Source organism: Caulobacter endophyticus (assembly GCF_003116815.1).
Classification (GTDB): Bacteria; Pseudomonadota; Alphaproteobacteria; order Caulobacterales; family Caulobacteraceae; genus Caulobacter; species Caulobacter endophyticus.
The window spans coordinates 1-26,375 of record NZ_QDKQ01000018.1 but is presented as its reverse complement, the minus strand read 5'-3'; the positions used below and the strand labels follow the sequence as shown (position 1 = coordinate 26,375).

General features: G+C 68.2%; 17 protein-coding genes and 1 pseudogene. 13 read left to right on the top strand and 5 right to left on the bottom strand.

Annotation, left to right across the window (positions count from 1 at the left end; all coding sequences use genetic code 11):
* Window positions 1–93: 93 nt before the first annotated feature.
* Window positions 94–7,737 (bottom strand): putative Ig domain-containing protein, encoded by a 7,644-nt coding sequence (locus DDF67_RS03300; RefSeq protein ID WP_199229142.1) that lies wholly within the window; start codon window positions 7,735–7,737, stop codon window positions 94–96.
* A 411-nt stretch (window positions 7,738–8,148) separates the two neighbouring features.
* On the opposite strand from DDF67_RS03300, the gene DDF67_RS03295 reads away from it, so the two are divergent.
* Entirely contained in the window at window positions 8,149–8,754 is a 606-nt protein-coding gene (locus DDF67_RS03295; protein WP_199229141.1) for a phage tail protein, read from the top strand.
* Between the two features lie 89 nt (window positions 8,755–8,843).
* On the opposite strand, the gene DDF67_RS03290 is transcribed toward DDF67_RS03295, so the two are convergent.
* Entirely contained in the window at window positions 8,844–9,170 is a 327-nt protein-coding gene (locus DDF67_RS03290) for a DUF6916 family protein (protein ID WP_199229140.1), read from the bottom strand.
* A gap of 54 nt (window positions 9,171–9,224) precedes the next feature.
* Here DDF67_RS03290 and DDF67_RS03285 point away from each other — a divergent pair, with 54 nt between their 5' ends.
* Window positions 9,225–9,749, top strand: a complete 525-nt coding sequence (locus tag DDF67_RS03285; RefSeq protein ID WP_109099522.1) for a GNAT family N-acetyltransferase — start codon at window positions 9,225–9,227, stop codon at window positions 9,747–9,749.
* Window positions 9,750–10,496: 747 nt separating this feature from the next.
* On the top strand, window positions 10,497–13,628 hold the full coding sequence (locus DDF67_RS03280) for a TonB-dependent receptor (protein ID WP_109099521.1): 3,132 nt from the start codon (window positions 10,497–10,499) through the stop codon (window positions 13,626–13,628).
* A 194-nt stretch (window positions 13,629–13,822) separates the two neighbouring features.
* On the opposite strand, the gene divL is transcribed toward DDF67_RS03280, so the two are convergent.
* The gene (gene divL / locus DDF67_RS03275) at window positions 13,823–16,132 is read right to left on the bottom strand and encodes a cell cycle protein kinase DivL (protein ID WP_109099520.1); all 2,310 of its coding nucleotides are present in this window, start codon (window positions 16,130–16,132) and stop codon (window positions 13,823–13,825) included.
* Window positions 16,133–16,253: 121 nt separating this feature from the next.
* Here divL and DDF67_RS03270 point away from each other — a divergent pair, with 121 nt between their 5' ends.
* From DDF67_RS03270 to DDF67_RS03255, 4 genes are all read left to right on the top strand, one after another.
* The gene (locus DDF67_RS03270; RefSeq protein ID WP_109099557.1) at window positions 16,254–16,655 is read left to right on the top strand and encodes a metallopeptidase family protein; all 402 of its coding nucleotides are present in this window, start codon (window positions 16,254–16,256) and stop codon (window positions 16,653–16,655) included.
* Window positions 16,652–17,062 (top strand): SWIM zinc finger family protein, encoded by a 411-nt coding sequence (locus DDF67_RS03265; protein ID WP_109099519.1) that lies wholly within the window; start codon window positions 16,652–16,654, stop codon window positions 17,060–17,062. Before DDF67_RS03270 ends, DDF67_RS03265 begins: the two co-directional genes overlap by 4 nt.
* A gap of 263 nt (window positions 17,063–17,325) precedes the next feature.
* Window positions 17,326–17,517: a hypothetical protein gene (locus DDF67_RS03260; protein ID WP_233247528.1), complete on the top strand. Its 192-nt coding sequence runs from the start codon at window positions 17,326–17,328 to the stop codon at window positions 17,515–17,517.
* Between the two features lie 25 nt (window positions 17,518–17,542).
* Window positions 17,543–18,436: a LysR family transcriptional regulator gene (locus tag DDF67_RS03255; protein WP_109099517.1), complete on the top strand. Its 894-nt coding sequence runs from the start codon at window positions 17,543–17,545 to the stop codon at window positions 18,434–18,436.
* Between the two features lie 698 nt (window positions 18,437–19,134).
* Here the strand turns inward: DDF67_RS03255 and DDF67_RS03250 are convergent.
* Window positions 19,135–19,839, bottom strand: coding sequence for a Sir2 family NAD-dependent protein deacetylase (locus DDF67_RS03250; protein WP_109099516.1), 705 nt, complete (start codon window positions 19,837–19,839; stop codon window positions 19,135–19,137).
* A 168-nt stretch (window positions 19,840–20,007) separates the two neighbouring features.
* Here DDF67_RS03250 and DDF67_RS03245 point away from each other — a divergent pair, with 168 nt between their 5' ends.
* The 6 genes from DDF67_RS03245 to DDF67_RS03220 all read left to right on the top strand — a co-directional run bounded on the left by DDF67_RS03245 (window position 20,008) and on the right by DDF67_RS03220 (window position 25,722).
* The gene (locus DDF67_RS03245; protein WP_109099515.1) at window positions 20,008–21,132 is read left to right on the top strand and encodes a ferritin-like domain-containing protein; all 1,125 of its coding nucleotides are present in this window, start codon (window positions 20,008–20,010) and stop codon (window positions 21,130–21,132) included.
* Window positions 21,133–21,281: 149 nt separating this feature from the next.
* Window positions 21,282–21,806, top strand: coding sequence for a lipocalin family protein (locus DDF67_RS03240; protein ID WP_109099514.1), 525 nt, complete (start codon window positions 21,282–21,284; stop codon window positions 21,804–21,806).
* 2 nt (window positions 21,807–21,808) lie between these two features.
* Window positions 21,809–22,363 (top strand): lipocalin family protein, encoded by a 555-nt coding sequence (locus DDF67_RS03235; RefSeq protein WP_199229139.1) that lies wholly within the window; start codon window positions 21,809–21,811, stop codon window positions 22,361–22,363.
* Window positions 22,364–22,431: 68 nt separating this feature from the next.
* The gene (gene mmcB, locus DDF67_RS03230; protein ID WP_109099512.1) at window positions 22,432–22,890 is read left to right on the top strand and encodes a DNA repair putative endonuclease MmcB; all 459 of its coding nucleotides are present in this window, start codon (window positions 22,432–22,434) and stop codon (window positions 22,888–22,890) included.
* 253 nt (window positions 22,891–23,143) lie between these two features.
* Window positions 23,144–23,668, top strand: a complete 525-nt coding sequence (locus DDF67_RS03225; protein WP_109099511.1) for a hypothetical protein — start codon at window positions 23,144–23,146, stop codon at window positions 23,666–23,668.
* A 26-nt stretch (window positions 23,669–23,694) separates the two neighbouring features.
* A complete protein-coding gene (locus tag DDF67_RS03220; RefSeq protein ID WP_158277985.1) occupies window positions 23,695–25,722 on the top strand; it encodes a TonB-dependent receptor plug domain-containing protein in 2,028 nt (675 codons plus the stop codon).
* Window positions 25,723–25,988: 266 nt separating this feature from the next.
* Here the strand turns inward: DDF67_RS03220 and DDF67_RS25465 are convergent.
* A pseudogene (locus DDF67_RS25465) lies at window positions 25,989–26,375 on the bottom strand (hypothetical protein); the annotation flags it as partial.

Genomic DNA, 26,375 nt, shown 5'->3' with positions numbered 1-26,375 from the left:
CCCTCGCTCCCCTCCGAGGAGGAGCTATCTGAAAAGGAAAAGGGCGGCGCCGTGGCCGGCGCCGCCCTCCTTAGTTCGCTTCTTCGCCTTCGGTCAGAAGGGCGACTGGATCGAGAGCCTGACGCCCTGACTGTCGCTGTCCTTCGTGACCATGTTGTCGAAGTCCAGGCCGAACCGGATGCCGTTCCTGATGGTCAGGTCGGCCCCGAGCTCCAGCCGCAGCTGGTCGCGGTCGATCGGATCCACCGTCAGGCGGTAGGTCGGCCCGCCCACCCAGTCGGTGTAGCTGAGCAGGGCGTCGTTGGCCTTCTCGAAGTCGTGCGAGTACTCGACCCGGAAGCGCGGAGCCAGCAGGCCGGCCGCCGTCTTGCGGATGAACTCGCCGCGCAGGCCGAGCGTGCCGGTGAGGCTTTGCACGGTCTGGGCGTGGTAGGTCAGGCCGTAGGGCCCGCCGCCCGTTTCCGAGAACGCATCCAGCTGCGAGCGGCTGTAGGCGACCCGGCCGTAAGGCGAGAGCAGGCTGGTCGGGGTGCGGTGCTCCATCCCGAAGGTCAGAGCGCCGAACACCTGATCGCCGTCACGCTGGCCGTTCACCAGCTCGCCCGTCGAGGTGACGTAGCGGCGGGTGTCGAAGTCGAGCGTGCCGTAGCCGAGGACCCCGTCGATGAAGGTCTTCTCGCCCGTCTTCAGGCTGGCGTAGAGGCCGGCGCTGTAGCTTTCGGCCTTGCTCTTGGTGCCCGACTTGCCGACCCGGCTGGAGTCTCGGCCGTAGCCGACACCCAGGCCGAAGGCGAAGTCGGGGTTGACCCGGTAGTCGACGCCGCCGGTGAGGCCGTCGGTGGTGAAGCGGAAGCCGCTTTGCGACCCGACCGCGTCACGCATGCCGAAGTCCGCCGAACCGGCCGCCCAGACGCCCCAGCGCTTGGGACCGGCCTGGCCGTCTTCGCCGTCGTCCTTGGCCGTGTAACCGGCCTCGGTCTCGGGCAGCAGCGGGCTGGACGGATCGGCCGCGTCGTTCATGCCGAGGCTGGCGTACTTGCGGAACCGCTCGCGCGCTTCCAGGCCGTCCTCACGCTCGGTGACGCCGCCGCTGACGCTGACCCCGAACCCGCGACCCGCGCCGCCGCCGTTGTGCAGCTGCTCGAGGCGACGGTTGAAGTTGCTGATCTGGGCCTCGGCGAAGCGGATGGCCGCCGCGTCCTGGGCCGCGATCAGACCCTTCACCTCCGGATCCTGCGACGGGTCCGGGCGAGCCTTGACGATCACGTTGATCCGGCCGGGGGCCGAAGTCGCGAAGGCGTTGCTCAGGGTGTAGGTCACCACCGCCGTGCCCGCGAAGGCGTTGTCGGGGGTGTAGGTCAGGGTGTAGGCGCCCGACGCGGGGTTGGTCACCACGGCCGCGCCGGAATTGGCGGGCGTGATCGACACCACCGCCGCGCCGGTGAACGGCCCGCCGCTGGCCCCGGTCACCAGATTAACGACCGCCTTCTGGCCGGCGAGGATCTCGACGGTGATCGGCGGCGCCGTCAGCGGCGCGGGGTTGACGGTGACGGTCACCGGAACCGGGGCGGACGAACCGAACGGATTGTTGATCCGGTAGGTGAAGCTGTCCGAACCGGAGAAGCCGGTGGCCGGGGTGTAGACGATGGTCTCGCCGTTGACGACGGCCGTGCCCTTGGTCGGGGCCGTGCCCACCGCCACGCCCGTGAACGGGCTGCCGGTCGCGCCTTGCGTCGCCGCCAGGGTGACCGACTGGCCGGCCAGGACGGTGAGCGTCTGGGCCGACTGGGTCGGGACCGCCAGCGGGTTGACGGTGACGGTGACCGTCGCCGGACCGCTGACGCCGCCGTCGCCGGTCGCCGTGTAGGTGAAGGTGTCCGTACCGAAGAAGTTCTCGGTCGGGACATAGGTGACGTCGAGGCCCGAAACCGTCGCCGTGCCGTTGGCCGGAGCCGAGGCGACCGCGATGGTCGAGATCGGGCCGGTGTCGTTGGCGGTCACCGGGATGACCACCAACGCATTGGCGTTGACGGTCGCGGCGTCGTTGACGACGACCGGAGCCGGGGCGGCGACGGCCACGCTGATCGCGGCCGGCGACGACGTGCCTCCCGGACCCGAGGCCGCGTAGGTGAAGCTGTCCGTACCGTAGTAGCCCGGGTTCGGGGTGTAGGTGATGGTCACCGTGCCCGAACCGCTCTGCGAGCGCATTCGCGAGGCCGAACTGTTGACGACGGCCGTCCCGTTCTGCGGCGGATCGACGATGACCACCGAGTCGTAGAACCCGTCGATCAGGTTCGAGACGTCGATCGTCGTCGGCGAGCCGGCCGGCGTCGTGGTGCTGGTCGGATCGGCCACCGGAGGCGCGGCCTGGTTGATCGTCAGGGTGACGTTGACGCTGGTCGAGTACGGGCCGGTGCCAGTAGCCGAGTCGGTGGCCGTGACCGTCAGCGGGAAGCTGCCGGCCTCGGTCGGCGTGCCCGAGAGCTCGCCGGTCGAAGCATTCAGCGTCACGCCGGTCGGAAGCGCGCCGGCCACCGTATAGGTGTAGGGCAGCGCCCCGCCCGAAGCCTGGAAGGTCTGGCTATAGGCGACCCCGTAGTCGCCGACCGGCAGGCTGGTCGGCGTCAGGGACATGGTCGGGCTGGCGATGGTGATCGGGAACGTGGCCGAACCCTGGGCGCCGTAGGCGTCGGTCGCCGTGATCACCGCGTTGAACGTGCCGCCCGCGGTCGGGATCCCCGAGAGGACGCCGGCCGTGTTGAGCACCAGGCCAGGCGGCAGGGCGGTCCCGCTGAAGGTGTAGGGAACCGTGCCGGTCGAGGCGCTGAAGGTCGCGTTCGTATAGAGCACGCCCACAGTGCCGCCGCCGGGCGCGCCGGTGACCACGAGGGTCGGCGCCGTGACGGTGATCGTGACCGTGGCCGGAGCCGAGGTCCCGCCGGCGTTGGAGGCGGTGTAGGTGAAGGTGTCCGTGCCCGAGAAGCCGGCCGTCGGCGCGTAGTCGAAGGCCATGCCGTTGACGGTCGCCGTGCCGTGGGTCGGCTGGTCAACGATATTGACCGCCGTGGCCGGCACGCCGCTGAGCGACGGGTTGATCACATTGCCGGTGCTGTTGGCGGCCACGGTCACGGAGACCGCGCCCGGCGTCGGCGGAGCCGGCACGTTCACCACCAGGCTGTAGGGCTGGTCGACGAAGTGCGTGGCGCCGGCCGTGGCGTCCTGGACACGGACACTGAAGTTGAACGTGCCGTTGACGGTCGGCGTGCCCGAGAGCTCGCCGGTGGTCGGGTTGAGCGTCAAGCCGGCCGGAAGCGATCCGATCGTCGTGAAGCCGTAGGGCGCCGTGCCGCCGGTGGCGGTGATGGTCTGGCTGTAGGCGGCCTGTTGCGTCGCCGCCGGCAGGGCCGACGGGCTGACCACCAGAACCGGACCAGCAACCGTGACGCTGAAAGGCTGCGCCGGGCTGAAGAACGGCGCGCCGGTCCCCGTGGTGGAGTCCTGGGCCCGGATCGAGAAGTTGAAGGTTCCCGAGGCCGTCGGCGTGCCGCTGATCTGGCCGTTGGCAGCCAGGGTCAGGCCCGCCGGCAGCGAGGCCGGGGCGGTCGTCAGTTCGTACTGGTACGGAGCCGTACCGCCGCTGGCGGCGAGGGTGGCCGTGTAGGGCGCACCGGCCGTCATGGGAGGCAGGCTGGTCGTGGTCACCGACAGGCTCGGCGCGGCGATCGTGATCGTGAAGGCCGCGCTGCCCAGGAACGAGCCGCCCGCCGTCGAGTCCGTGGCCGAGATCGTGACGTTGAAGGTCCCCGCTTCCGTCGGCGTGCCCGAGAGCGTGCCGGTCGGCGAAAGGGCCAGGCCGGCGGGCAGGTTGCCCGAGTCGGCGAAGGTGTAGGGCGCGGTGCCGCCGCTGGCGGTCAGCGTGTGGCTGCCATAAGCGACGCCGGACTGGCCATTGGGCAGGGAGCCCGAAACCGTGATCACCGGCGCGCCGATGTTCAGGGTGTAGGTGCGCTGGCCCGTATAGGGACCCGCGCCCGTGCTGGAGTCCTGCGCGGTGATGGTGAAGGTGTAGGCGCCCACGGCGGTGGCCGTGCCCGTCAGGCTGTCGCCCGACAGGGTGACGCCCGGAGGCAGGCCCGCGCCGACCGAGTAGGTGTAGGGACCCACGCCGTCGGCCGCGGTGAACTGGGTGTTCACCGGCACGCCCGCCGCGACCGGCGTCAGGACCGGGTTGGTCGGCGAGACGACGATCGTCGGCGCATTGACGACCAGGGTGTAGCTGCGCGTACCGGTGAACGGCGCGCCCGCGCCCGCGGAGCTGTCGGTGGCGGTGACGTCGAAGTTGAAGCTGCCGCTCGCCGTCGGCGTGCCCGAGACGACGCCGCTGGCGGCGTTGATCGTCAGGCCGGCCGGGAGGCCGGTGGCCGTGTAGCTATAGGGGGCCGTGCCGCCAGTGGCGGTGATCGGCGCGCCGCTCGCGCTATAGGCTTGAGCGATCGTCGCGTTCGGCAGCGAGGTCGACGACAGGCTGATCGTCGGTGCGTTGACGACCAGGGTGTAGGGCTGAGTGGCGGAATAGACGCCGCCAGCGGTCGAGTCCGTGACCCGGATCGTGATCGGGAACGAACCCGCCTGCGTCGGCGTGCCGGAAATCTTGCCGTTGGCGGTGTTCAAGTTCACGCCGCCCGGCAGGACGCCGGTGTCGAGAGCGAAGGTATAGGGCGTGTTGCCGCCGGTGGCGGTCACGTCGTTGTCGTAGGCGACCCCGACCTCGCCCGGAGGCAGCGGCGTCGTCGTCGGAATGATCGTCGGCGCGGCGACGGTGATGCTGTAGGCGGCCGAGCCGCTATAGGCGTTGCCGCTGCTGTCCGTGCCAGTGACGGTGAAGTTGAACGTGCCCGTCGCCGTCGGCGTGCCGGAAAGGCCGCCGCCGCTCAGGGTGAGGCCCGGAGGCGTGGCGCCGGCCGTCACGGCGAAGGTGATCGGCGCGACGCCGCCCGTGCTGGTGAAAGTCTGGCTGTAGGCGACGCCCGCCTGGCCGCCCGGCAGGGCGCCCGAGGCCGGCGACAGGGTGATGGTCGGCGCGGCGATGGTCAGCGTGGCCGAGGCCGTGCTGGTGTAGCTGCCGCTGCCGCTCGAACTGTCGGTGACGGTGACCACGACCGTGGCGGTGGTCGCCGTGGTCGGGACGCCGCTGATGACGCCCGAGCTGTTCATCGTCAGGCCGGCGGGCAGGCCCGTGGCCGAGAAGTTGGAGTACGGAGCATTGCCGCCGCTCATGGTGATCGAGCCGCTGTAGGGCACGCCCACCGTGCCGGTGGGGGCCGACAGCGTGGCCGAGAACACCGGGTTGTTCACCGGCACGGTGACCGTGGCCGAGGCCGATGGGCCGCCGGCGTTGGAAGCAGTGAAGGTGAAGCTGTCGTTGCCGCGGTAACCGACCGCCGGCGTGTAGGTGACGAGGCCGGCGGCGTCGATGCTGACGCTGCCGTTTCCGGCCGTGGTGGCCGAGCCGACGGCGTAGCTGGTCGGGCTTTCGGTGGCGTGGCCGGCGACGCTGATGGGCGTCCCCGTCGCCGAACCACTGTTGTAGGCCACGGCCGAGGCGGTGAAGGACGAGGCCACCGGGGCCGGCGGCAGGCCGACTGTCAGGGTCGCCGTGGTGTTGACGTTGTAGGAACCAGCGCCCAGCGAGCTGTCGGTGACGTTGACGGTAACGGTGAAGGTCCCGCTGGCCGCCGGCGTGCCGCTGATGACGCCGCCGCCGGCGTCGGTCAGGCCCGAGGGCAGGCCGCTGATGCTGTTGACGGTGTAGGGCGCGCGGCCGCCCGAGAGGGTCACGGGGGTGTTGCCGGCGTTGTAGACCCGTTCGACCGTGGCCGTGGGAGACGGCAGGGTCACCATGATCGTCGGATTGCCGATCGTGACGGTGACCACGCCCGGCGCCGAAGTGCCGCCGAGGTTGGTCGCCGTGTAGGTGAAGCTGTCGTTGGCGTTGCGATAGCCGACGGGCGGCGTGTAGGTCGCGATGCCGCTGCTGTTGACGCTCACCGAGCCGCCCTGGGCCGTGGTGGCCGAGCCGACAGCGTAGCTGGTCGGCGTACCGCCCCCGGTAATATAGAGCGACAGGTCGATGTTGGTCGTCAGGTTCCCGCCGTCGTTATAGTCGATGATCGACCCATAGGTCGGCGAGCTGGAGACCGGCGGCGCGACGAAGGTGAACTGGTCGGCCGCGCTGGTGGCGCTGGTCCCGCCGGGCGTGGTGACCCGGACGTCCACGGTGCCCGTACCGGCCGGCGAAGTCGCCGTGATCTGGGTCGCGCTGTCGAAGACGAAGCCCGTCGCGGCCGTGCCGCCGAACGTCACGGCCGAAACGCCCGTGAAGTTCGTGCCGGTGATGACCACGGTCGTGCCGCCCCCTGTCGGGCCCGCCGTCGGCGAGATCGAGGTCACGGTCGGAGCGTTGACATAGGTGAACTGGTCAGAGGCGCTGGTGGCGCTGGTTCCCCCAATCGTCGTCACCGTGATGTCGTAGGTGCCGGCCGAGTTGGCGGGCGAGGTCGCGGTGATCTGGGTGTCGCTGTCGACCGTGTAGCCGGTCGCGTTGGTCGCGCCGAACCGCACGCCGCTCGCGCCGGAGGTGGTGGTGAAGCCCGTACCGGTGATGATGACGCTGGTGCCGCCGCTCGTCGGACCGGCGGTCGGCGAGACCGAGGTCACCGTCGGCGCGGCGATATAGGTGTATTGGTCGGCGGCGCTGGCGGCGCTAGTGCCGCCCACGGTGGTGACGGTGATATCGTAGGTGCCGGCCGCGTTGGCGGGCGAGGTCGCGGTGATCTGGGTGTCGCTGTTGACCGTGTAGGTGGTCGCGTTGGTCGCGCCGAACTTCACGCCGCCCGGGCCGGACGCGTTAGTGAAGCCCGTACCGGTGATGACGACGCTCGTGCCGCCGATCGTCGGGCCGGCCGTCGGCGATACGGAGGTCACCGTGGGAGGCGCCACATAGGTGAAGTTCGACGACGCCGTGCCGCCGGCCGTGGTTACGACCACCGCGACGAGGCCGGCCGCGTGGGCCGGCGTGGTGAAGGTGATGCCGGTGTCGGTATGGACGGTCGGGGTCACGGTGGCGCCGTCGATCGTCACGGTCGCGCCCGTGAAGTTCTGGCCGGTCAGGGACACGGCCGTGCCGCCGGAGGTCGGCCCGTTGACAGGCGAGAGGTTGCTGATCGACGGCGGGGCCACGACGCAGCTGGCGGTCATCGAGACCGTGCCGGTGCCCGACGAGGCCTGCAGCAGGCGCGCGTCGAAGGCGTACTCCGGGCTGACGACCGTGTAGGTGAACGTGCCGGAGGTGGTCAGATTGTTGATCTGGATGCCCACGGTCGTGGAGGAGCCACCTCGGAACAGCGCCGCGCGCAAGGTTCCCGATGTGGTGTTGACCGTGGCGTTGACGGTAATCGTCTCGCCGGCCGTGAAGCTGTAGAGCTGCCCGCCGTTATACCATCGACTGGCCGTGGTCGCCCCCGTCCAGTTGTTGGTGATGATGCCGTTGTAGGTTGTCGACCCGATCGTCTCGCGGGCGTTCGTCGACTGGACGGCGCCGGCGTTGTAGGTCGTGGACTGGTCGAAGGCGCCCGCGTTGACCGCGTCGCAGCCCGGCGAGGCCAGGGCCAGGGTCGGCGCTCCAACCATCAGGATCGCGAACAGCGCCATCAGCAGGCTTCGCAGCCGCGTGGCCATCGCTTCACGCCGAACAGACACGGCTTCGCCACGAGCGACAGCCGCCGTACCCCGCAGAACGCGGTCAACCCAGCCCTGGAACATCAGTTTCCCCAAACCCCAATATACGCGCGACGGCGCCGCCCCCGGGGCTCATCGTCCGCGCGCATTACCTCACAGATACACGTATCCGTACTTTATGCACAGCCCCCAGGCCGTGGCCGTGTGTTTTGTCACATCGCGCGCGCCACGTGTGTCCCAAGTTGGGGATACCGACGTGAAGAGCCGGTTTCAGGGGATTCCGGCGCTTGGGACGACGCCTCGTCGGCGCCAGCACATGCACGCAGAAATGAGCGTCTTGCGCGCTACGGGCGTCGATGTGTAGCTTGGCAACTCAACATTGTGGGAGGGCCTGACGCCATGGACTTCTATATGGCTATGATTGTGCAGTTCGCGGGCAACTTCGCCCCGCGCAACTTCATGTACACCAACGGACAACTGATCAGCATCGCGCAGAACACCGCGCTGTTCTCGCTTCTGGGAACGACCTTCGGCGGCAACGGCCAGACCACCTTCGGCCTGCCCGACCTGCGCGGCCGCACCATGGTCGGCCCGGGCCAGGGCCCCGGCCTGCCCAGCTACGTCCAGGGCGAGGTGGCCGGTTCGCCGACCACCACCCTGAACATCCTCAACATGCCGATGCACAACCACCCGGCCACGTTCACTCCGGCCGGCTCGCCCTCGGCCGCCATCTCGGCCCTAAGCGGCGTGGCCGACGGCCAGCAGGCCGGCGTTCCGACCGCCGGCGCGCAGCTGGCGAACACCTACGAGGGCAGCAGCTTCACCTCGCCGGGCATCTATGCGCCGACCGGCACCGCGGGCACCCCGGTCAACCTGGCCAGCGCCCCGGTCACGGGCGTCGGCGGCTCCGTCGCCGTCGGCATCACCGGCGGCAGCCAACCGTTCGCCAACATGCAGCCGTACCTGGGCCTGCAGTCGATCATCTGCGTCTCGGGCATCTTCCCCTCGCGCAACTGATCGACGGAAATGAAAGACGCCGGCCCGTGGCTGTCCACGGGCCGGCGTTCTCTATTTCGGATCATGCTTTTCCGGCCAGGCCGGCGGCCTCAGTTGAAGACGGCCTGGTAGACCCGCGCGCCCGGCAGCGGCTTCAGCTGGGTGATCACGATCGTATGCGGGCCGCCCTTGCCGCAGTCGAACTCGTAGGCCCCGTCGATCAGGTTGATGTTCATCGGCGCCTCGAACATCAGCGAGAAGGGCTCGCGGATGTCGTGCGCGAACCCCGGACGGAAGATGGCCGCCAGAGTGATCTCCACCGGATGCGGAATGGTCGCCACCCGCACCTGCTTGCCCACCCAGGCTTCGAAATCTTCCGGCTTCAGCAGCAGCATGGCGCCCCCCTCGTCGCTCTTGAACTCATCTTGGCGGGTCACGCGCGGAGCGCAACCTATGCGTCGATCTAGCCCATTCACCCGCGAGTCGTCGCGATGAAATCACCGTCCGACATGCCGCCCCTGCCCGCGGGCCTTCAGGCCCGCGACGTCGCGGTCCGCCCGATCGAGGACGGCGATGCGCCGCTGGTGGCGCGATGGCACGCCGAGTTCCGCGGCGCGTCCTTCCTGGCCATGGGCTGGCCCCGCGAGCAGGTCGCCGCGATGATGGCCGACCAGTTGCGCCTGCAGCAGGTCCATGTCGCCGGCGCCTATCCCAGGGCGGATCGCTGGCTGGTGCTGGCGGGCGAGGTCCCGGCCGGCCAGCTGCTGCTGGACCGCGCGCGCGCCGACTGGCGGCTGATCGACCTTCTGCTGGCGCCGGAGGCTCAAGGCCTGGGCCTCGGCTCTGGCCTGATGGCATGGATTCAGGACGCGGCCGCCAGGGCCGGCGCCGCATCGATCACCCTGGACGTCGGGTTCGACAACGCCCCGGCCCAGGCGCTCTATCGCAAGGCCGGCTTCGTCGAAGAGGCCTCCGAGACCGAGATCGCCGTGGCCATGCGCTGGCGCCCGGGCTGAGCCGACCAGGCCCGCCCCAACGCAGTCTTCCGTGGCGCACAAACACAAACCGCCACCTGCAGTTCAATCCTGCTTCCGTGAAGTCCGCCGGCGCCGCCGCGCGCGCCCTGGCGCGCCGTGCGAGGCCGATGATCCTGGTCCTCCCGCTTCCCCTTCCCAGACAGGCCCGCCTCGCGATCGGAACCTGCCGCCTGGCTCAGGCCACTAGGCGCGCAACACCGTTCTGGCAAGCCAAATCCCGCTTCCTGCAATGTAGTTCCACAAGTTGAGAATAGCTTGTATCAATATTTTCAAAATAGAAACAATTCGAAATCAAAACAACTTGTCAGCCTTCATTACTGAAAAGATCGTCGAATACATGGTTATGTTGTCAAAACTCGGACAACAGAGATTGACAACAGCGCCTTTCCGATAAGATTTTTGACGCCGCCGCAGAGATCAAGAGATCCGCGGCGACCGTGAAGACCGCTCTACATCCGCGACGGCGCGAAACCCCCGCCCGGTCGCGACACGCCGAAGCCCGCCGCCGCACATCCGGCGAACGGCCAGCGCTCCGACGCCCGCCGCGTCGCCCGAGCCCCGGCGTCCACGCAAGCCCGCATCGACATCCGCTTCGTCGCGCCCTGCCGGTCGCGCCGCCGGGCTCGCCGCGCCTTGCCTCCAGCCATCCACCAACACGCCGCAGGGCCGCACGGCCTGACGGCGAAAGAAGGCGGGTCACCGCCAGTCTCTCATCGGAGGAAACCCATGAAACACCAACTGCTGGCGACCACGGGCATGGCCCTCGCCATCGCCGGGATCGGCGCGAGCGCCGCCCTGGCCCAGACCGCCCCGCTGACCGCCGCCCCCACCGCCCCCACCGCCACGGTCGAGAACAAGGTCGACGAGATCGTGGTCGTCGGCACCCGCGCCAGCCTGCAGTCGGCCATGGGCCGCAAGAAGCGCGCGGGCACGATTTCGGATTCCATCGTCGCCGAGGACATCAGCCAGTTCCCCGACAAGAACGTCGGCGAGGCGCTTGGCCGGGTGACCGGCGTGCAGCTGGCCCGCGACTTCGGCGAAGGCAACGCGGTGTCGATCCGTGGCGTCGAGCCCGACCTGAACCGGGTCGAGATCAACGGCATGAGCACCCTGTCGACAGCCGGCAACCTGCAGGTCTATGGCGGCGGCGGCCGCTCCAACGACTTCCGCGAACTGGCCTCGGAGCTGGTCAAGTCGATCGACGTCTTCAAGGGCTTCACCGCCGACATGACCGAAGGCGGCGTCGGCGGGACGGTCAGCGTCACAACCCGCAAGCCGCTGGACTTCAAGAAGCCGACCCTGTCGTTCACCGGCTCGATGCAGAACCTCGACACGGTCAAGAACTGGAAGCCGCGCGGCAACATCTTCGCCGCCACCCAGTTGCTGGACGGACGCCTGGGCCTGATGGCCAACGTCACCTACGACAAGGTCGACACCCGCGGCGACTACGTCCGCAACTCGTCCTGGGGCCGCTTCGCCGACTTCGACAACTCGGCCGACAAGACGGTCGACTACTATTCGACCGCCTACAGCCAGGACATCGTCGACATGGCGTCGGGCGTCGACACCTATGCCGGCTGCGCCTCGCTGGTGACGCCCGACGCCACCCAGATTTCGACCAGCAACCTGCGCACCGCCTGCCAGAGCCAATGGTACGACTACGCCCCGCGCGTGGCCCGCTATGGCGTGTGGACCCGCACCGACGAGCGGATCTCGGCCGAGTTCACGGCCCAGTACAGGTTCACCGACAAGATCGACGCCTGGGTCAGCTACAACCGCAATGAGCGCAGCCAGCGGCTGAACGACATCAACTATGGCACCGACTTCACCTCGGCCACCAGGCTGCGCAACACCGCCGCCAACGGCACGTCGTGCTCCAGCACCGACACCACGGCCGGCTCGGTGGTCACCGACGCCAACCACAACGTCATCCAGTACACCCTGGGCAACTGCCTCACGACCTCGGGCGCCGGCGGCTACAACGGCTTTGGCATCAGCGCCCGCGACTTCGCCTACGAGTCGACCAGCGACTACTACAATATCGGCGCCAACTACCGCGGCGACCGCCTGCAGATCGAGTTCCAGGCCTCCAGCGCCGAGACCTCGACCGTCTCGCAGACCAACAATGTCAGCGTCAGCTTCGACACCCCCGGCATGACGGTGACGCTGGACCCGTCGACCGGCAATCCATCCTTCACCTTTGCATCCGGTTACAGCCCCTCGGACGCCTCGGCGATCCGCCAGTGGCAGATCCAGTACCGGCCCTCGAACTCGCAGTCGGAAGAGAAGCAGTACAAGATCGACTTCGACTACGAGATCGACCTGCCGTTCCTGAAGAAGATCGAGTTCGGCGGCCGCGCCACCGACTTCTCGACCTCGGGCTACGGCTATGGCGGCTACATCATCGACGGCGGCGCCAACGCCTATTCGACCACTGACGACACCGTCATCTACAGCAATGCGGTGAACTCGACGGCGACGATCCTGGCCAGCCAGACGGCCGACCAGACCAGCGCCACCAACGCCTCGGCCGCCTACACCACCGGCTACTGGTCGACGAGTGAGACCTGGTCGCGGGCCTTCTCCAACGCCGTCTTCGCCCAGGCCATGACCCAGCTGCCCAGCGCCTTCTACTTCGGCGGCGGCAACCTGCCCTCGACCTGGCTGTACCCCGACTTCAACAAGGTCGCCCAGTACCTCGACACGTCGCACTTCAACCTGAACAACCTGACGACCACGACGGGCAACGACGGCAATACCTACGAGCAGATCCCCTACCGGATCCAGGAACAGACCGACGCCCAGTACATCAAGTTCAACTACGCCTTCCCGCTGCTGGGCTACGACGTGAACGGCAACTTCGGCTGGCGTCGGGTCCACACAAAGACCCAGGGCACGGGGGCCCAGACCCGCAGCGAGACCTATGCGGCGACCAACGGCGGAACCTCGACCACCTATGTGCTGAGCAACAGCATCGCCACCATGACCAAGGACTACACGGTGTGGCTGCCCAGCTTCAACGTGGGCCTGTGGCTGGCCCCCAACAAGCTGGCGGCCCGCGCCGGCTTCGCCCAGCTGATGGCCCGGCCGCGCATGGACTACCTGATGCCGACGGTCAGTTGCACCACCGACAATTCGCCCGACGCCAACGGCGAGTTCGACGAACCCGGCTGCACGGCCGGCAATCCGGAGCTGAAGCCCTACCGCGCCAACCAGTACGACCTGTCGTTCGAATACTATCCCAACAGCGACACCCAGATCTCGCTGGGCTTGTTCTACAAGGACATCAAGTCGTTCTACGTCTCGTCGCGCACCCTGATCGGCAAGGTCGACTACTACGGTGACGGGGTCCTCTATAACTACAGCACCTACATCAACGGCGACGGGGCCAAGATCTCGGGCCTGGAACTGACCGGCAAGACGGCCTTCACCTGGCTGCCCGGGGCGCTGTCGGGCCTGGGCGTCGACGCCAACTACACCTACCAGGAAGCCAAGGACGTCGAGCTCTATTCGACGCTGGACGGCTCGCCCCTGCCCTTCCCGGGCCTGTCCAAGAGCAGCGCCAACTTCACGGTCTGGTATGACAAGGGCCCGATCAACGCGCGCCTGGCCTACAACTACCGCTCCAAGTACCTGGTCTCGGCCGCCGACACCTCGGGCCAGCCGGTGTTCCGCGATCCGACCGGCTACCTGGACGGCAAGATCACCTGGAAGCCGGGCCCCAAGGGCCTGTCGCTCTTCGTGGAAGGCAAGAACCTGACCAAGGAGGAGGAACGCTCCACGGCCGGCGATATCCGCCTGACCGAGCTGGGCTACTTCGGCCGCCGGTTCTTCATGGGCTTCACCTACAAGTACTGAGACTTGCGAGGCTGCCGGGCGACCGGGAGCCTCGCCGGACATGGAAAGGGCCTCCCGAGGATCTCGGGAGGCCCTTTTTGTTGCTGCGCGTCCCCGCCCTTCGACAAGCTCAGGATGAGGGACGAATGCCGCCGCCTGAATGATCTCACCCTGAGCCTGTCGAAGGGCGAAGATCACGTACGGCGGCAGCGCTCCTAGAACCCGAACTCCGGCTGGGCCGCGCCGGGGTGCTGGGTCTCGGGCAGGTGGCAGGTGAAGGTCGAGCCGGCGCCCGGCTCGCTCTCCAGGGCCACCCAGCCGCCGTGCAGCTCGACCAGCGCCTTGACCAGCGCCAGGCCCAGGCCCGGGCCGCCGCGGTCGCGGCCAACGAAGCGGTCGAAGATATGGGCCTGGACGTGGAAGGGAACGCCACGGCCGGTGTCGCGGACGTGCAGCTTGACCTCGCCGAGGGCGCGCTGGGCCGAGATCGTCACCTTGCCGCCCGGCGGGGTCTGGCGCAGGGCGTTCTCAACAAGATGGTCGACGGTCTGGTTCAGGCGCTTGGCGTCGCCGCGGATCAGCCCGACGTCGTCGTCACAGATCACCTCCAGCGTCACCCCGCCGATCTCGGCGTCCTTGCCGCCGCGATCATAGGCGCCCTGCAGCAGGTCGACGACGCGGATGTCCTCGATCTCCAGCGCCATCTCTCCAGCGTCGATCTGGGCCATGTCCAGCACGTCGTCGATCGAGCGGGCCAGCTGGGTGGCGGCGGCGCGCACGGCGGCCACGTGGCCCTTGCCGCGCTCGTGCAGGCCCTCGGCCCGCTCGAGCAGTTCGGAATAGCCGATGATCGTCGTCAGCGGCGTGCGCAGCTCGTAGGAGACGTTGCCGACGAAGTCGCGCTTCAGCCGCTCGGCCTCGGCCAGGGCCGCCGAGCGATCGGCGAGAGCGCTTTCCAGGTGACGGGTGTCGGTGACGTCGGCGAAGGCGATCAGGGTCGCGCCGTCGGGCAACGGCCGGCTCTGGTAGACGACGATGCGGCCGTCCGAGGTGCGCACCTCGCCCGAGGTCGGGGCGCGCATCTGCGGATCCGGATCGGCGACCCGGCCCTTGAGCTCGCGCCAGAAGGAAAGGTCATGCAGGCGGCGCACGCACAGTTCGACCACGCCCTCGAAGTCGCCGGCGGCCTGCAGGGCCTGGGGCGTGACGTTCCAGAAGGTCTCGAAGGCCTCGTTGTGCAGGCGCAGGCGGCCGTCCGAGCCGAACACGGCCACGGCGTCGTTCAGCTTGTCGAGCGTGGCCTGCTGCACCTGGATCAGGGCGTTGTACTGGGCCTTGAGGCGCAGCTCGCCGGTGATGTCGGAATAGAGCAGCAGCATGCCGCCCAGCGGGTGGGGCTGGCGCACGACTTTCAGGGTCCGCCCGTCGGGCAGGTCCCACAGTTCGTCGGCCTGGGGGCCCAGGTCCTCGTAGCGGGCGAGTTCGGCCGCCTTCCACCGCGCATAGTCGACCGTTTCGGGGAGCCTGCGGCGCTGGCGCAGGCGGTCCAGCACCTCGCCGTGGGTCGGGCGCTCGGCCAGCCAGGCCGGCTCCAGGCCCCAGAGGTCGGCGAAGGCGGTGTTGTGGAACGACAGGCGGCGGCTGGCGCTGAAGATCGCCACGCCGTCGGCGATGTGGTTGAGGGTCTCGTCGTGGGCGGCGACGTGGTTCTTCAGCGTCTCGCGAACATCCTCGACCTCGGTGACGTCGGCGCTGAACACGCCCGCCCCGCCGCCGTCCAGCGGCTTGACGGTGAAGCGGAACGCTCGCCTGCGGCCGTCGATCGGCGTCCAGCGCACGGTCTCGCGGCGCTCGACCTTGGCGGCGGCTTCCACCGCCAGGGCGTCGACGGCGCGATCGAAGGTCTTGCCGGCGAGCGCGGCCTGCGGCGCGTTGTCGACACCCACGGCGCGCAGATAGGCGGCGTTGGCCCAGGTCGGCGCGCCGTCGGCGGCGGCGATCCAGGCCGGCTCGGACAGGCCGTCGACGAAGGCGGCGAAGCGGGCGGCGCTGGGCAGGCCAAGGTCGCCGGTCTGGGCGGCCAGGCGCAGCCAGGCCAGGGCGCCGGCCGCGCGCCCCTCGACGATGACCCGGCCGCCGGGACCGCGCGCCTCGAAGGCGCAGGCCTCGCCGCGCTCGAACAGGGCCCTCAGGCGGGCGGCGTGGTCGGGATCGCCGGAGACCAGGGCCTCCACCAGGGCGTCGGGCGTGGCCTCGACGTTCAGCACCTGGGCGCAGGCGTGCAGGCTGTCGTCGCCCGACACCAGCCGGGCCGCGCCGTCCTCGACCGCCACCAGGGCGTTGTCGAAGGCTTCAGCCGAGGCCTGGGCGGCCACCGAGCCGCTTTCGAGGGCGTCGAGGCGCAGCCTCATGCCGGCCAGGCGGGCGTCGAAGGCGCGCCGCTGGGCGAGCGCCCACAGGGTGGCGCAGATCGCCAGGCAGACCGCGCCGGCCGCCGCGGCCAGGATCAGATCGAGCGATGTCATCCGGCGTGTCGCTAAGCCCCAAAGGCATAAGGGTCGAATCAGATTTGGCAGCTTAGACCGCGCGTGGCGAGAGCGCGATCTGGCCCCTTCCGCCAAGCGCGGATCGCGTTATGTGAAGTTCATGACCTGGTCCGACCGCCTCGCCCCCTCGCTTGACGACTTCGCCGCCCTGGCCAAGGCCGCCTTCGACGCCTTGCCCGAGGAGTTCCGCCGCCTGACCGGCGACGTCGTCTTCCGCATCGACGACTTCGCGACCGACGAGGTGCTCGACAGCCTGGGCATAGAAGACCCGTTCGAGCTGACCGGCCTCTACCAGGGCGTGGACCTGTCGCGCCGCTCGGTGCTGGATTCCAACACCCAGCCCTCGATGGTCTTCCTCTATCGCCGGCCGATCCTGGACGAATGGTGCGAACGCGGCGATGTGGCCCTGGGCGAGCTGATCGAGCACGTGCTGGTCCACGAGATCGGTCACCATTTCGGGCTGTCGGACGACGACATCCACCGCATCGAGGACGAGGCATGAGCCTTTTCGACACCGAAACCTGGCGCGAGCGCATGGACGAGCGCTGGTTCGAAAGCGGCGTAGCCATCGCCGACAAGGGCGACGTCGACCTGGTGGCGATCGAGGACGACGCGGTGACCGCCCACGTCACCGGCAGCGCCGGCGACCTCTATGTCGTCGAACTGCGCAGCCCGGCCGGCGAAGGCCGCTGCGACTGCCCGGGGTTCGAGAAGTTCGGCGCCTGCAAGCACCAGGCGGCCGTGGTCGTGGCGGCCAATGCGCTGGACGAAGCCGGCGTGCAAGCCGTGCGCGACCGTATGGCCAGGCTTCGAGACGGCCTGGCGCTCGACAGCCGCGAGGCGCTGGTCGAACGACTGGTGGATCTGGCCCGCCGCGACCCCAAAGTGCTCGCCTCGCTCGAAGGCTGATCATCGATACTCAAAAGATATGGACCAATACTTTCCAGATATACCTGGAGCGCCGTCCATATTTTGCCTCAAAATTCGCGCAACGAGCGGTGCGTAAATACACAATATCCCCCGTCGCGGGAGTTTGCGATTGAATATTACGGATTCTGCGCAATACTTCCCGCAGATTCGTCAGAGGTCGATGCAACACCGCTGACGACTGGCCTGACCGCGCTCGCTCGCCGTGCGCAGTCTTGCCAGCCGCGTTGCGAGAGATTGCGTCAGTGTCCATCCCGCGCCCCAAGGCCAGCAAGCCGGAGAACAAGGCCCTCGTGGTCGCGTTGTCCGTACTGCAACTGACGGTCGTTGTTCTGGTATGGTTGGTTGCGCTGATCCCGGCGGCGTTGGCGGCCTTGGCCGTCCTGCTCTGGAAAAGCGCCCGCCCGTCCGTTCGTGGCAAGTTTCCGCCTGCCTGAAGCCCGCCGAGTCCCGCGCCACCCCATGGAACTGCGCCACGTCCGCTACTTCGTCGCCCTCGCGGAAGAGCTGAACTTCACGCGGGCGGCCGCGCGCCTGGGCATCGGCCAGCCGCCGCTCAGCCAGCAGATCCGGGACCTGGAGACCGAGATCGGCTATCCGCTGTTCCTGCGCCGCCCGCACGGCGCGGAGCTGACCGAGGCGGGCCGGGCCTTCCTGGCCGAGGCCCGCCAGATCCTGGAGCAAGCCGAACGCGCCAAGGAGGCCGCCCGCCGGGCCGGGGGCGGACATGTGGGCGCGCTGCGGGTGGGCTTCACCTCGTCGGCCAACTTCCACCCGGCGGTGACCGAGGCCTTCGCGGTCTTTCACTGGAAGTATCCGGACGCCAGCCTGATCGTCGAGGAAAGCCACTCGGCGCGCCTGGCCGAACGCCTGCTGCATTCGGAGCTGGACGCGGCCTTCGTGCGCCCCGGCAATGTCGCGATCGAGGGCCTGGATCTGCTGCCCCTGGGCGAGGAGCCGCTGATCCTGGCCCTGCCGGCCGGCCATCGCCTGGCCGCCCAGGCCCGCGTGCCGGTGGCGGCCCTGGCGCACGAGCCGTTCGTGATCTTCTCGCAGGGGATCGGCCGCACGTTCCTGGGCCTCATCCGCGAGGCCTGCGCCCACGAGGGTTTCGAGCCGACCATCGGCCAGGAGACCCCGCACATCGTGGCGATGATCAACATGGTCGCCGCCGGCCTGGGCGTGGCCATGGCCCCCGGCTCGATCGCCCAGCTGGCCGTCCGCGGCGTCGTCTACCGCCCTCTGGACGGGGCCGTGCCCAGGGTGCCGCTCGCGATCGCCACCCGCGCCGGCGACGCCTCGCCCCTGGTGCGCAACTTCCTGGCCCTGATCCCGCCGCCGGCGTTGGAGGACTAGGTTCTGCCGGCGCTCGGCAGCGCTTCTGCGCCCCCACCTCAAGGGTGGGCACTAGGCAAGACCGACACTTGCTCACGACGATATCCTGATCGTCAGTAATGAGCGACTGCGCCAACTGCGGTTCGCGACCCGTTGCCGACCTTCAGGGAATAGGGCTTGTTGCCATCTTAGATATGGAAAGCGCAGCACGGGGTCTCGCGGACCACTTGCAAGCCTGCTCCCTTAGACACGGCAGGGGGAACATTGATTCAAAGCTGCCGCATTGTTGCGGCGCGCCGGTCTCCCCTCAGGAGGCGCGCCCATCTAATTCGCGGGAGGTTCGGCGACGAATACGGGGAACTAACTCTTGAAGACCTGCAATTTGGATACCATCCAATGAAGAAATATATATGGCTCGCACAGCCGTTTATATCTTTTGTTGTTTTATCTCTACTTGGGGCAGTCGTTACAAAAAAGATGCTATTTGACATTCCTGGAGATGTCGGTGACGTTAATGCTAGAATTCTTGTAGTTTTCTTGTATTGGGTATCTTCTTTAACTGCAGTGATTAATATTACTATCATGCGATATAAGGACCGCATTGGGCTTTAGGCGAAATCGATGCCCCCCCCGCTTTGCAAGGAGACTGCGGACAGCTGCGCGTTTAACGCCCCCGTTTCAAGGGCGGATGACGGGAAGAAAGGCGCATTGGCCGCCCCCTACTGCAGCAGATCCTCCACCCAGCGCGGCACCACCTCGCTGGCGGGGCCATACAGCCGCTCGTCGAAGGCGCGGGCGTTGTCGGAGGGCTCCAGGTTGATCTCGCAGGTGCGGATTCCCATTCGCTGGGCCTCGGTCACGAAGCCGGCGGCCGGATAGACCGATCCCGAGGTGCCGATGGCGACGAAGAGGTCTGCCTCCTCCAGCGCCTCGAAGATCTCGTCCATGAACAGCGGGACCTCGCCGAACCACACCACGTGCGGCCGCGCCATGCCGGCCGCCCCGCAGGCGGCGCAGACCGCCTGCGCGTCGAGCGGACCAGGATCGGGACGCGTGGCGTCGCAGGCGTGGCAGCGGGTGACGGCCAGCTCGCCGTGCATATGGACGACGGCGGTCGAGCCGGCCTTCTCGTGCAGGTCGTCGACGTTCTGGGTGCAGAGGAAAAGGCGCCCGCCCCGCGCCGCCAGTTCGCGCTGCAGCCGCGCCAGGGCGAAGTGGGCGGCGTTGGGCGCGGCGGCCGCCAGGTTGGCCCGGCGGGCGTCATAGAAGGCCCGCACCTTGGCCGGATCGCGGGCGAAGCCCTCGGGCGTGGCGACCTCGGCGAGATCGTACTGCGTCCATACCCCGCCTTCGTCGCGGAAGGTGCCAAGGCCGCTCTCGGCCGACACCCCCGCGCCCGTCAGTACGAAGACATTCAAGCCCATGGCGGCGTTTCCCATTCTGGTTCAGGCGGCTGCGGCAAAGGTGACGCCATCGTCATTTTTAATTTGACCGTACCGGAAGTTTGAGTGGACAGTGTTCACTCGACGAGAGGCCCGCGACAGACGGGTCCTTTTCGAGCAGCCGAGAGGCCTAGAGGAGAGGAGCCGACCGTGACGGACAAGAACATCACCAAGGACGCCATGTACGATGCGGTGGCGCCCGACGACTTCGAGTCCATGCTCGAACTCGATCGATACGGAAACCGATCGAGCGCCTTCGACAAGATCATCTCGGCCACCCACGACCATTTCTGGGACCCGCTCGACAAGGCCTATATCGATTTCGACGAGCCGTTCGACATGGAGAACCAGCCGCTGGTTCCCGAGGACCTCGTCATCGCCCTGTCGACCGAATACGTCTCCAACCACCTCTCCGATCCCAAGCAGCGCACCCGCTTCATCAACCAGTCGGTGCTGCGCAGCTTCTCGTCGATACTGCACGGCGAGCAGGGCGCGCTGAACCTGTCGGCCAGCCTGTGCCACGTGCTGAAGGACCAGGGCGCGCAGGAATACGCCGCCAACCAGACCCGCGAAGAGGCGCGCCACGTCACCGCCTTCGCCAAGTACATCAAGGCCCGCTGGGGCAAGCCGGTCGAGTGCGGCCCGGCCCTCAAGAGCCTGCTGGTCGAGATCATCGCCGCTCCCGAGGTCTACAAGAAGATCATCGGCATGCAGATGCTGGTCGAGGGCCTGGCCATGGGCGCCTTCGCCACCTTCTTCAAGGAAATCCACGATCCGCTCGGCAAGAAGCTGCTGCAGCTGGTGATGACCGACGAGGCCTTCCACCACAAGTTCGGGAAGATTTGGGCCGACCGCACGGTGCCCAAGCTGACGGCCGAGGAACATGCGATCATCGAGGACTGGGCCGCGCACTGCTTCCAGACCCTGCTGTTCAACCTCGTTTCGCCGCACCAGCAGCTGGATCTCTATCGCGAGTTCGGCCTGGATCCCGACAAGGTGGTCGAGGAGTACGGGCAGATCATGACCGACGACCTGCGTCGCGAGCACATGAAGGAACAGACCAACATCTTCCGGGTGCTGGTCAAGACCCTGCTCAACGCCGGCATCATCACCGACCGCACCAAGGCCTTCTACGCCATGTATGTCGACCTCGAGGAACTGAAGGCCGAGGGCGACCGGATGGTCGGCGACGACATCGCCGAGGAGGGCATCCGCCACCTGCAGGCCATCAACTTCAAGGACCGCGCAGCGCCGGTGACCATCGCGGCGGAGTAGGACCGCCGCCGAACCTGCCTTTGTCGGGAACACGACCCGCCGGGAACACCGGCGGGTCGCCTTGCGTTTTGCTCAGCTCGGGGGATGACTAGGCCGGGGCGCGACCAGCGCCTCCCTGGCGGTCCCCACCCGTAGAGCAAGGTGTCGGCATGCGCGTAAGCCTGATCCTATCCCTGGCCGCGAGCTTGGCCGCGGTCCCCGTCGCGGCCCTGGCCGGCGCCCAGCCGCCGTCCAAGCCGGTGGCGGCGGCCTTCTACAGCGGCAAGTGGTACGAGATCGCCCGTACCCCCAATTCCGGCCAGCGCAACTGCGAGGCCCCGACCACCGAGTTCACGGCCAAGACCGCCGAAACCTTCGCCGTGCGTCAGGTCTGCCGGCGCGACAGCGCCACCGGCAAGGCCAAGACCTTCAACACCAGCGGCAAGATTCTCGCCGGGTCCGAGAACGCCAAGTTTTCGATGAACTTCCTGGGCGGCCTGAAGAAGCAGGAATACTGGGTGCTCGACCGGGCCGAGGACGAGAGCTGGGCGATCATGGCCACGCCCGGCGGCAACTTCGTCTGGCTGCTGTCGCGCAAGCCGGTGATGGACGAGGCCGCCAAGGCCGCCGCCCTCTCCCGCGTGAAGGCCCTGGGCTACGAGAAGCTGATCTTCCCGCAGCAGCCGGAGGCGTGAGCGTGCGCGCCCTCCGCCTCGCCGTCGCCGGCGCCTTCGGCGTCGCCCTGCTGGCCCTGGCCGCTTGCGCCGGCGCCGGCCCGCCCGGCAATCCCAAGCCCCCGCAGCCGGCCAAGCCCGTCGAACTGAGCAAGTACTTGGGCCTGTGGTACGAGGCCGCTCGCTACGACTTCCGCTTCGAGAAGGGCTGCGACGGCGTGACCGCCGAATATTCCCTGCGCCCCGACGGCCTGGTTGAGGTTCGCAACACCTGCCGCAAGGGCGGTCCCGAAGGCATCGAGAAGGTCAGCCTGGGCAAGGCCAAGGTGGTCGACAAGGCCACCGGAGCCAAGCTGAAGGTGTCGTTCTTCGGTCCGTTCTTCCTGGGCGACTACTGGGTGCTGGACCACGCCGACGACTACAGCTGGGCGATCGTCGGCGAGGGCTCGGGCCGCTATCTGTGGCTGCTGACCCGCGACAAGCCCACCCCTGGCCTGACCCAGAACCTCACCGCCCGGGCCAAGGCCATGGGCTACGACGTTTCGCGCCTTCGAGTGACCAGGCACGCGCGGGGATAAAGGGCCTGCCCTGGCGATCGCCCGCCGCCCCGCTTGCACAGCGAACAAAGATGGAACATGCTGGCGGCATGGACGTCGTCGTCGACATCAGACTTACCCGCCCCGAGACCACCCTCGCCGTCACCCGCGGCGCAGCGCGACTGCTGGTCGATCTGGGTTATGCGCCGCTGGCCGAGGTGACCCTGCCCAACGGCCGCCGCGCCGACCTGATGGCCCTGGGTCCCAAGGGCGACATCGTCATCGTCGAGGTGAAGTCGGGGCTGGATGACTATCGCGTCGACCGCAAGTGGGGCGAGTACGGCCCCTATTGCGACGCCTTCCACTTCGCCGTCGCTCCCCACTTCCCGGACGGGATCCTGCCGGAGGAGCCGGGCCTGATCGTCGCCGACGGCTTCGGCGGCGCGGTGGTTCGGGCCGCCCCCGTCACGCCGCTGGCGGGCGCCCGCCGCAAGGCCCTGACCCTGGCCTTCGCCCGCCTGGCGGCCCTGCGCGCGGCCGGCGTCGCCGCCGAGCGTCTCTCGATCTGAATATCCGGCGATCTGAAAATAAATTCACGACTGCGACATTCTGTCCGAACACAACTCAGATGACGCCAGAACAGGCCCATGCCTGCCCCTGCCGCAGGGTCAGGCGTAGACCAGAAGTTGTCTGACGGTCGGCTAGCCGACCACTGCAAATGTTTGCATCGGGCCGAAGCTCTTCCTGCGTTACGTCTTCTTTACATCCGCCGCGCCATTACCCCGCCCACAAGCCCAACAAAGGGCAGGGGATTTCAACAGAATGTCGAAGAAAAAACCCGTCGTGGCGCTGGCCGCGGCGCTCCTCGCCGTCGCGCCGATCAGCGCCCACGCCGACGCCGCCAAGGACGTGCAGATCGCCGGCCGCGCGCTGACCTTCCTGGAGAACGGTCCCACCGGCAAGGCCGTGCTGGGCGTCGTGTTCGATCCGTCCAAGCCGGCCTCGGTGGCCGAAAAGAACGCCGTCATCGCCGCCATCGGCGGCGGCCTCAACACCGGCGCGCTGACCCTGACGGCCAAGCCGGTCGAAGCGGGCGCCGTCTCGGGCGTCAGCGGCGTGGCCGCCCTCTACGTCACCACCGGCGTCAACGCCGGTCCGGTGGGCGCGGCCGCCAAGGCCAAGAAGATCATCACCATCGGTTCGGACGCGTCCTGCGCCGCCAGCGGGGCCTGCGTCATGAGCGTGTCGGCCGATCCCAAGGTCGAGATCATCGTCAACCGCGGCGCCGCCGCGGCCGTGGGCGCGGTCTTCAAGTCCGCCTTCCGCATGATGATCCGCGAAGTCTGATCGCCGCCAGCACAAGAGACATGACCATGAAGAAGACTCTCCTGGCCGGCGTTTCCGCGGGCCTCCTCGTCGCCGCCGCCTCGGCCGCCCACGCCCAGTCCATCGACTACGGCTCGCTCGAGCAGCTGTTCAACGAACCCGTCACCACCAGCGCCACCGGCGCCCCGCAGCGCTCGACCGAAGCGCCGGTGGACATGACCATCATCTCGGCCGCCGACATCACCCGCTCGGGCGCCGTCGACCTGCCGACCATCCTCTCGCGCGTGGCCGGCCTGGACGTCACCACCTGGGGCGCCGGCGCCGCCGACGTCAGCGTTCGCGGCTACAACCAGGCCATGTCGCCGCGCCTGCTGGTGCTGATCAACGGCCGCCAGGTCTATCTCGACCACTATGGCTACACCGCCTGGGCCACCCTGCCGGTGCAGCTGTCGGAGATCCGCCAGATCGAGGTCGTGAAGGGCCCCAACAGCGCCCTGTTCGGCTTCAACGCCGTCAGCGGCGTGGTCAACATCATCACGGTCAATCCTAAGTTCGACGACGCCGGCGACATCACCGTGCGCGGCGGCAACTTCGGCTACGGCGAGGTTTCGCTGGCCAAGACCTTCAAGCTGGGCGAGCGCTTCAGCGCTCGTGTCTCGGCCGGCGCCAGCCAGAGCGACGAGTTCAAGAACACCGTCGCGGGCGTGGCCAGGAGCCAGCTGAACGACCCGGCCAAGGTCTCGGCCAACATCGACACCGTGACCCAGCTGACCGACAAGGCCGAGCTGCGCGTCGAGGGTTCGTACTCGAACGTCCAGGTCAGCGACATGCTGTCCAACTACGCCTACTCGCCCAGCAAGTACCTGACGAGCTCGCTGAAGGGCACGCTGACGGCTGACACCCAGGTGGGCCAGCTGCAGCTTTCCGCCTACCAGAACGACCTGACCGCCAAGCACCTGATCCTTGGCCAGAAGGCGCGCTTCGAGAACAAGATCACGGTCGTCTCGGCCCAGGACCTGTTCAAGATCGGCGCGAAGCACACGATCCGCGTCGGCGGCGAATACCGTCATAACGAGGTCAACACCGCCCCGATCGGCGGCGCCGAAGTCAGCTACGACGTGCTGTCGGCGTCGGCGATGTGGAACTGGGCGATCAGCGACAAGCTCGCCTTCACGGCGGCCGGCCGCTACGACAGCCTGGACCTGTCGCGCGACGGCGCCTTCCCGGCCGGCTCGCCGCCGCTGGGCAACGGCTACTGGGACCGCAAGATCGAGGAGCCGTCGTGGAACCTGGGCCTGGTGTGGCGCGCCACCGCCGCCGACACCTTCAAGGCCAGCGCCGCCCGCGGCGTGCAGGTGCCGACCCTGGTCGACCTGGGCGCCCTGCAGGCCCGCGTCAGCGTCGGTCCCTACACCCTGGGCCTGGCCGGCAACCCGACCCTGGAACCGGCGATCGTCACCAACTACCAGCTGACCTATGAGCGCGCCCTGCCGGCCATCAAGGCCCAGGTCAGCGCCAAGGCCTTCATCCAGAAGACCGAGGACGTGAAGGGCCAGCCGACCTCGGCCCAGATCGACGTGCCCGCCTCGCCGGTCAGCCTGCCGGTTCTCAGCTACCGCAACATCGGCGAGAGCAAGATGAACGGCTTCGAGCTGGCCGCCTCGGGCGAGTTCGGCGCCGGCTTCCGCTGGAGCGCCGACTGGACCCACACCGAAGTGGACGACGAGCCGCTGGCCGGCTTCTCGCCGCTCCTGCGCTCGGCCGCCTTCGGCGCGACCACGCCGGAGAACCGCGGCAACGCCTCGCTGGGCTGGACCGGCGGCGCCTGGACGGCCGACGGCTTCGTCACCCTGGTGGGCGACCACGAAGCCTATGCGCTCTACGCCGTCGGCGCCAATCCGCGCCTGGTGAAGATCGACAGCTACGCCGCCATCGGCGGCCGCGTGGCCCGCAGCTTCGACCACGGCGTGACCGTGGCGATCAGCGGCCAGAACCTCGGCGACAACCGCCAGCGCCAGAGCGCCGGCCTGGAAGTCGAGCGCCGCCTGTTCCTGAGCGTCAGCAAGAGCTGGTAGGCTCGGGGTTCAGGTTCGAACACGGAAAGGGCGGCTCGCAAGGGCCGCCCTTTTTCGTTCGAAGATCCTCCCCCTCTGGGGGAGGTGTCGGCGAAGCCGACGGAGGGGGAAGTGGCGGACGACTTCCAACCGCCGCAGAAGCTGAAAACGTCCCCCCTCCGGCCCTTCGGGCCACCTCCCCCAGAGGGGGAGAATCCTGGCCGCCGCCGCGCCCTCTAGATGCTCCCCGTCTGGGGGAGCTGTCGCGGAGCGACTGAGGGCGCCAGTCACCACTCGCTCTTTTTCTTCTTCATCAGGGCCAGCAGGCCCGGATACGGCCCCTGCCCGGTGCGGTAGAGGCACCACTCGTCGTCCTTCTTGCAGGCGCCGTCGAAGAAGTCCTTCTTGGCCTGGTCGATCACCGCGTACATCGGCGCGTCGCGGGACTTGATACCCAGCTTGTCGTCGCAGGCCGCCCGCTCGGCCTTGGTCAGGCGATAGAGGTCGGCGTGATTGCAGCCGCCGCCCTGGCGGGCCGCCGTGCGAAGGTCATCGCCGCCAGGCGTGGGCATTCCCTTCGACTTGAAGCCGGGCGGGGCCGTCGCGGCGCGGGGCGTCTCGGGCGCGGCGGGCGCCGGGGCCGGAGCGGGGGCGGTCGCGACCTGGGCCGGCGG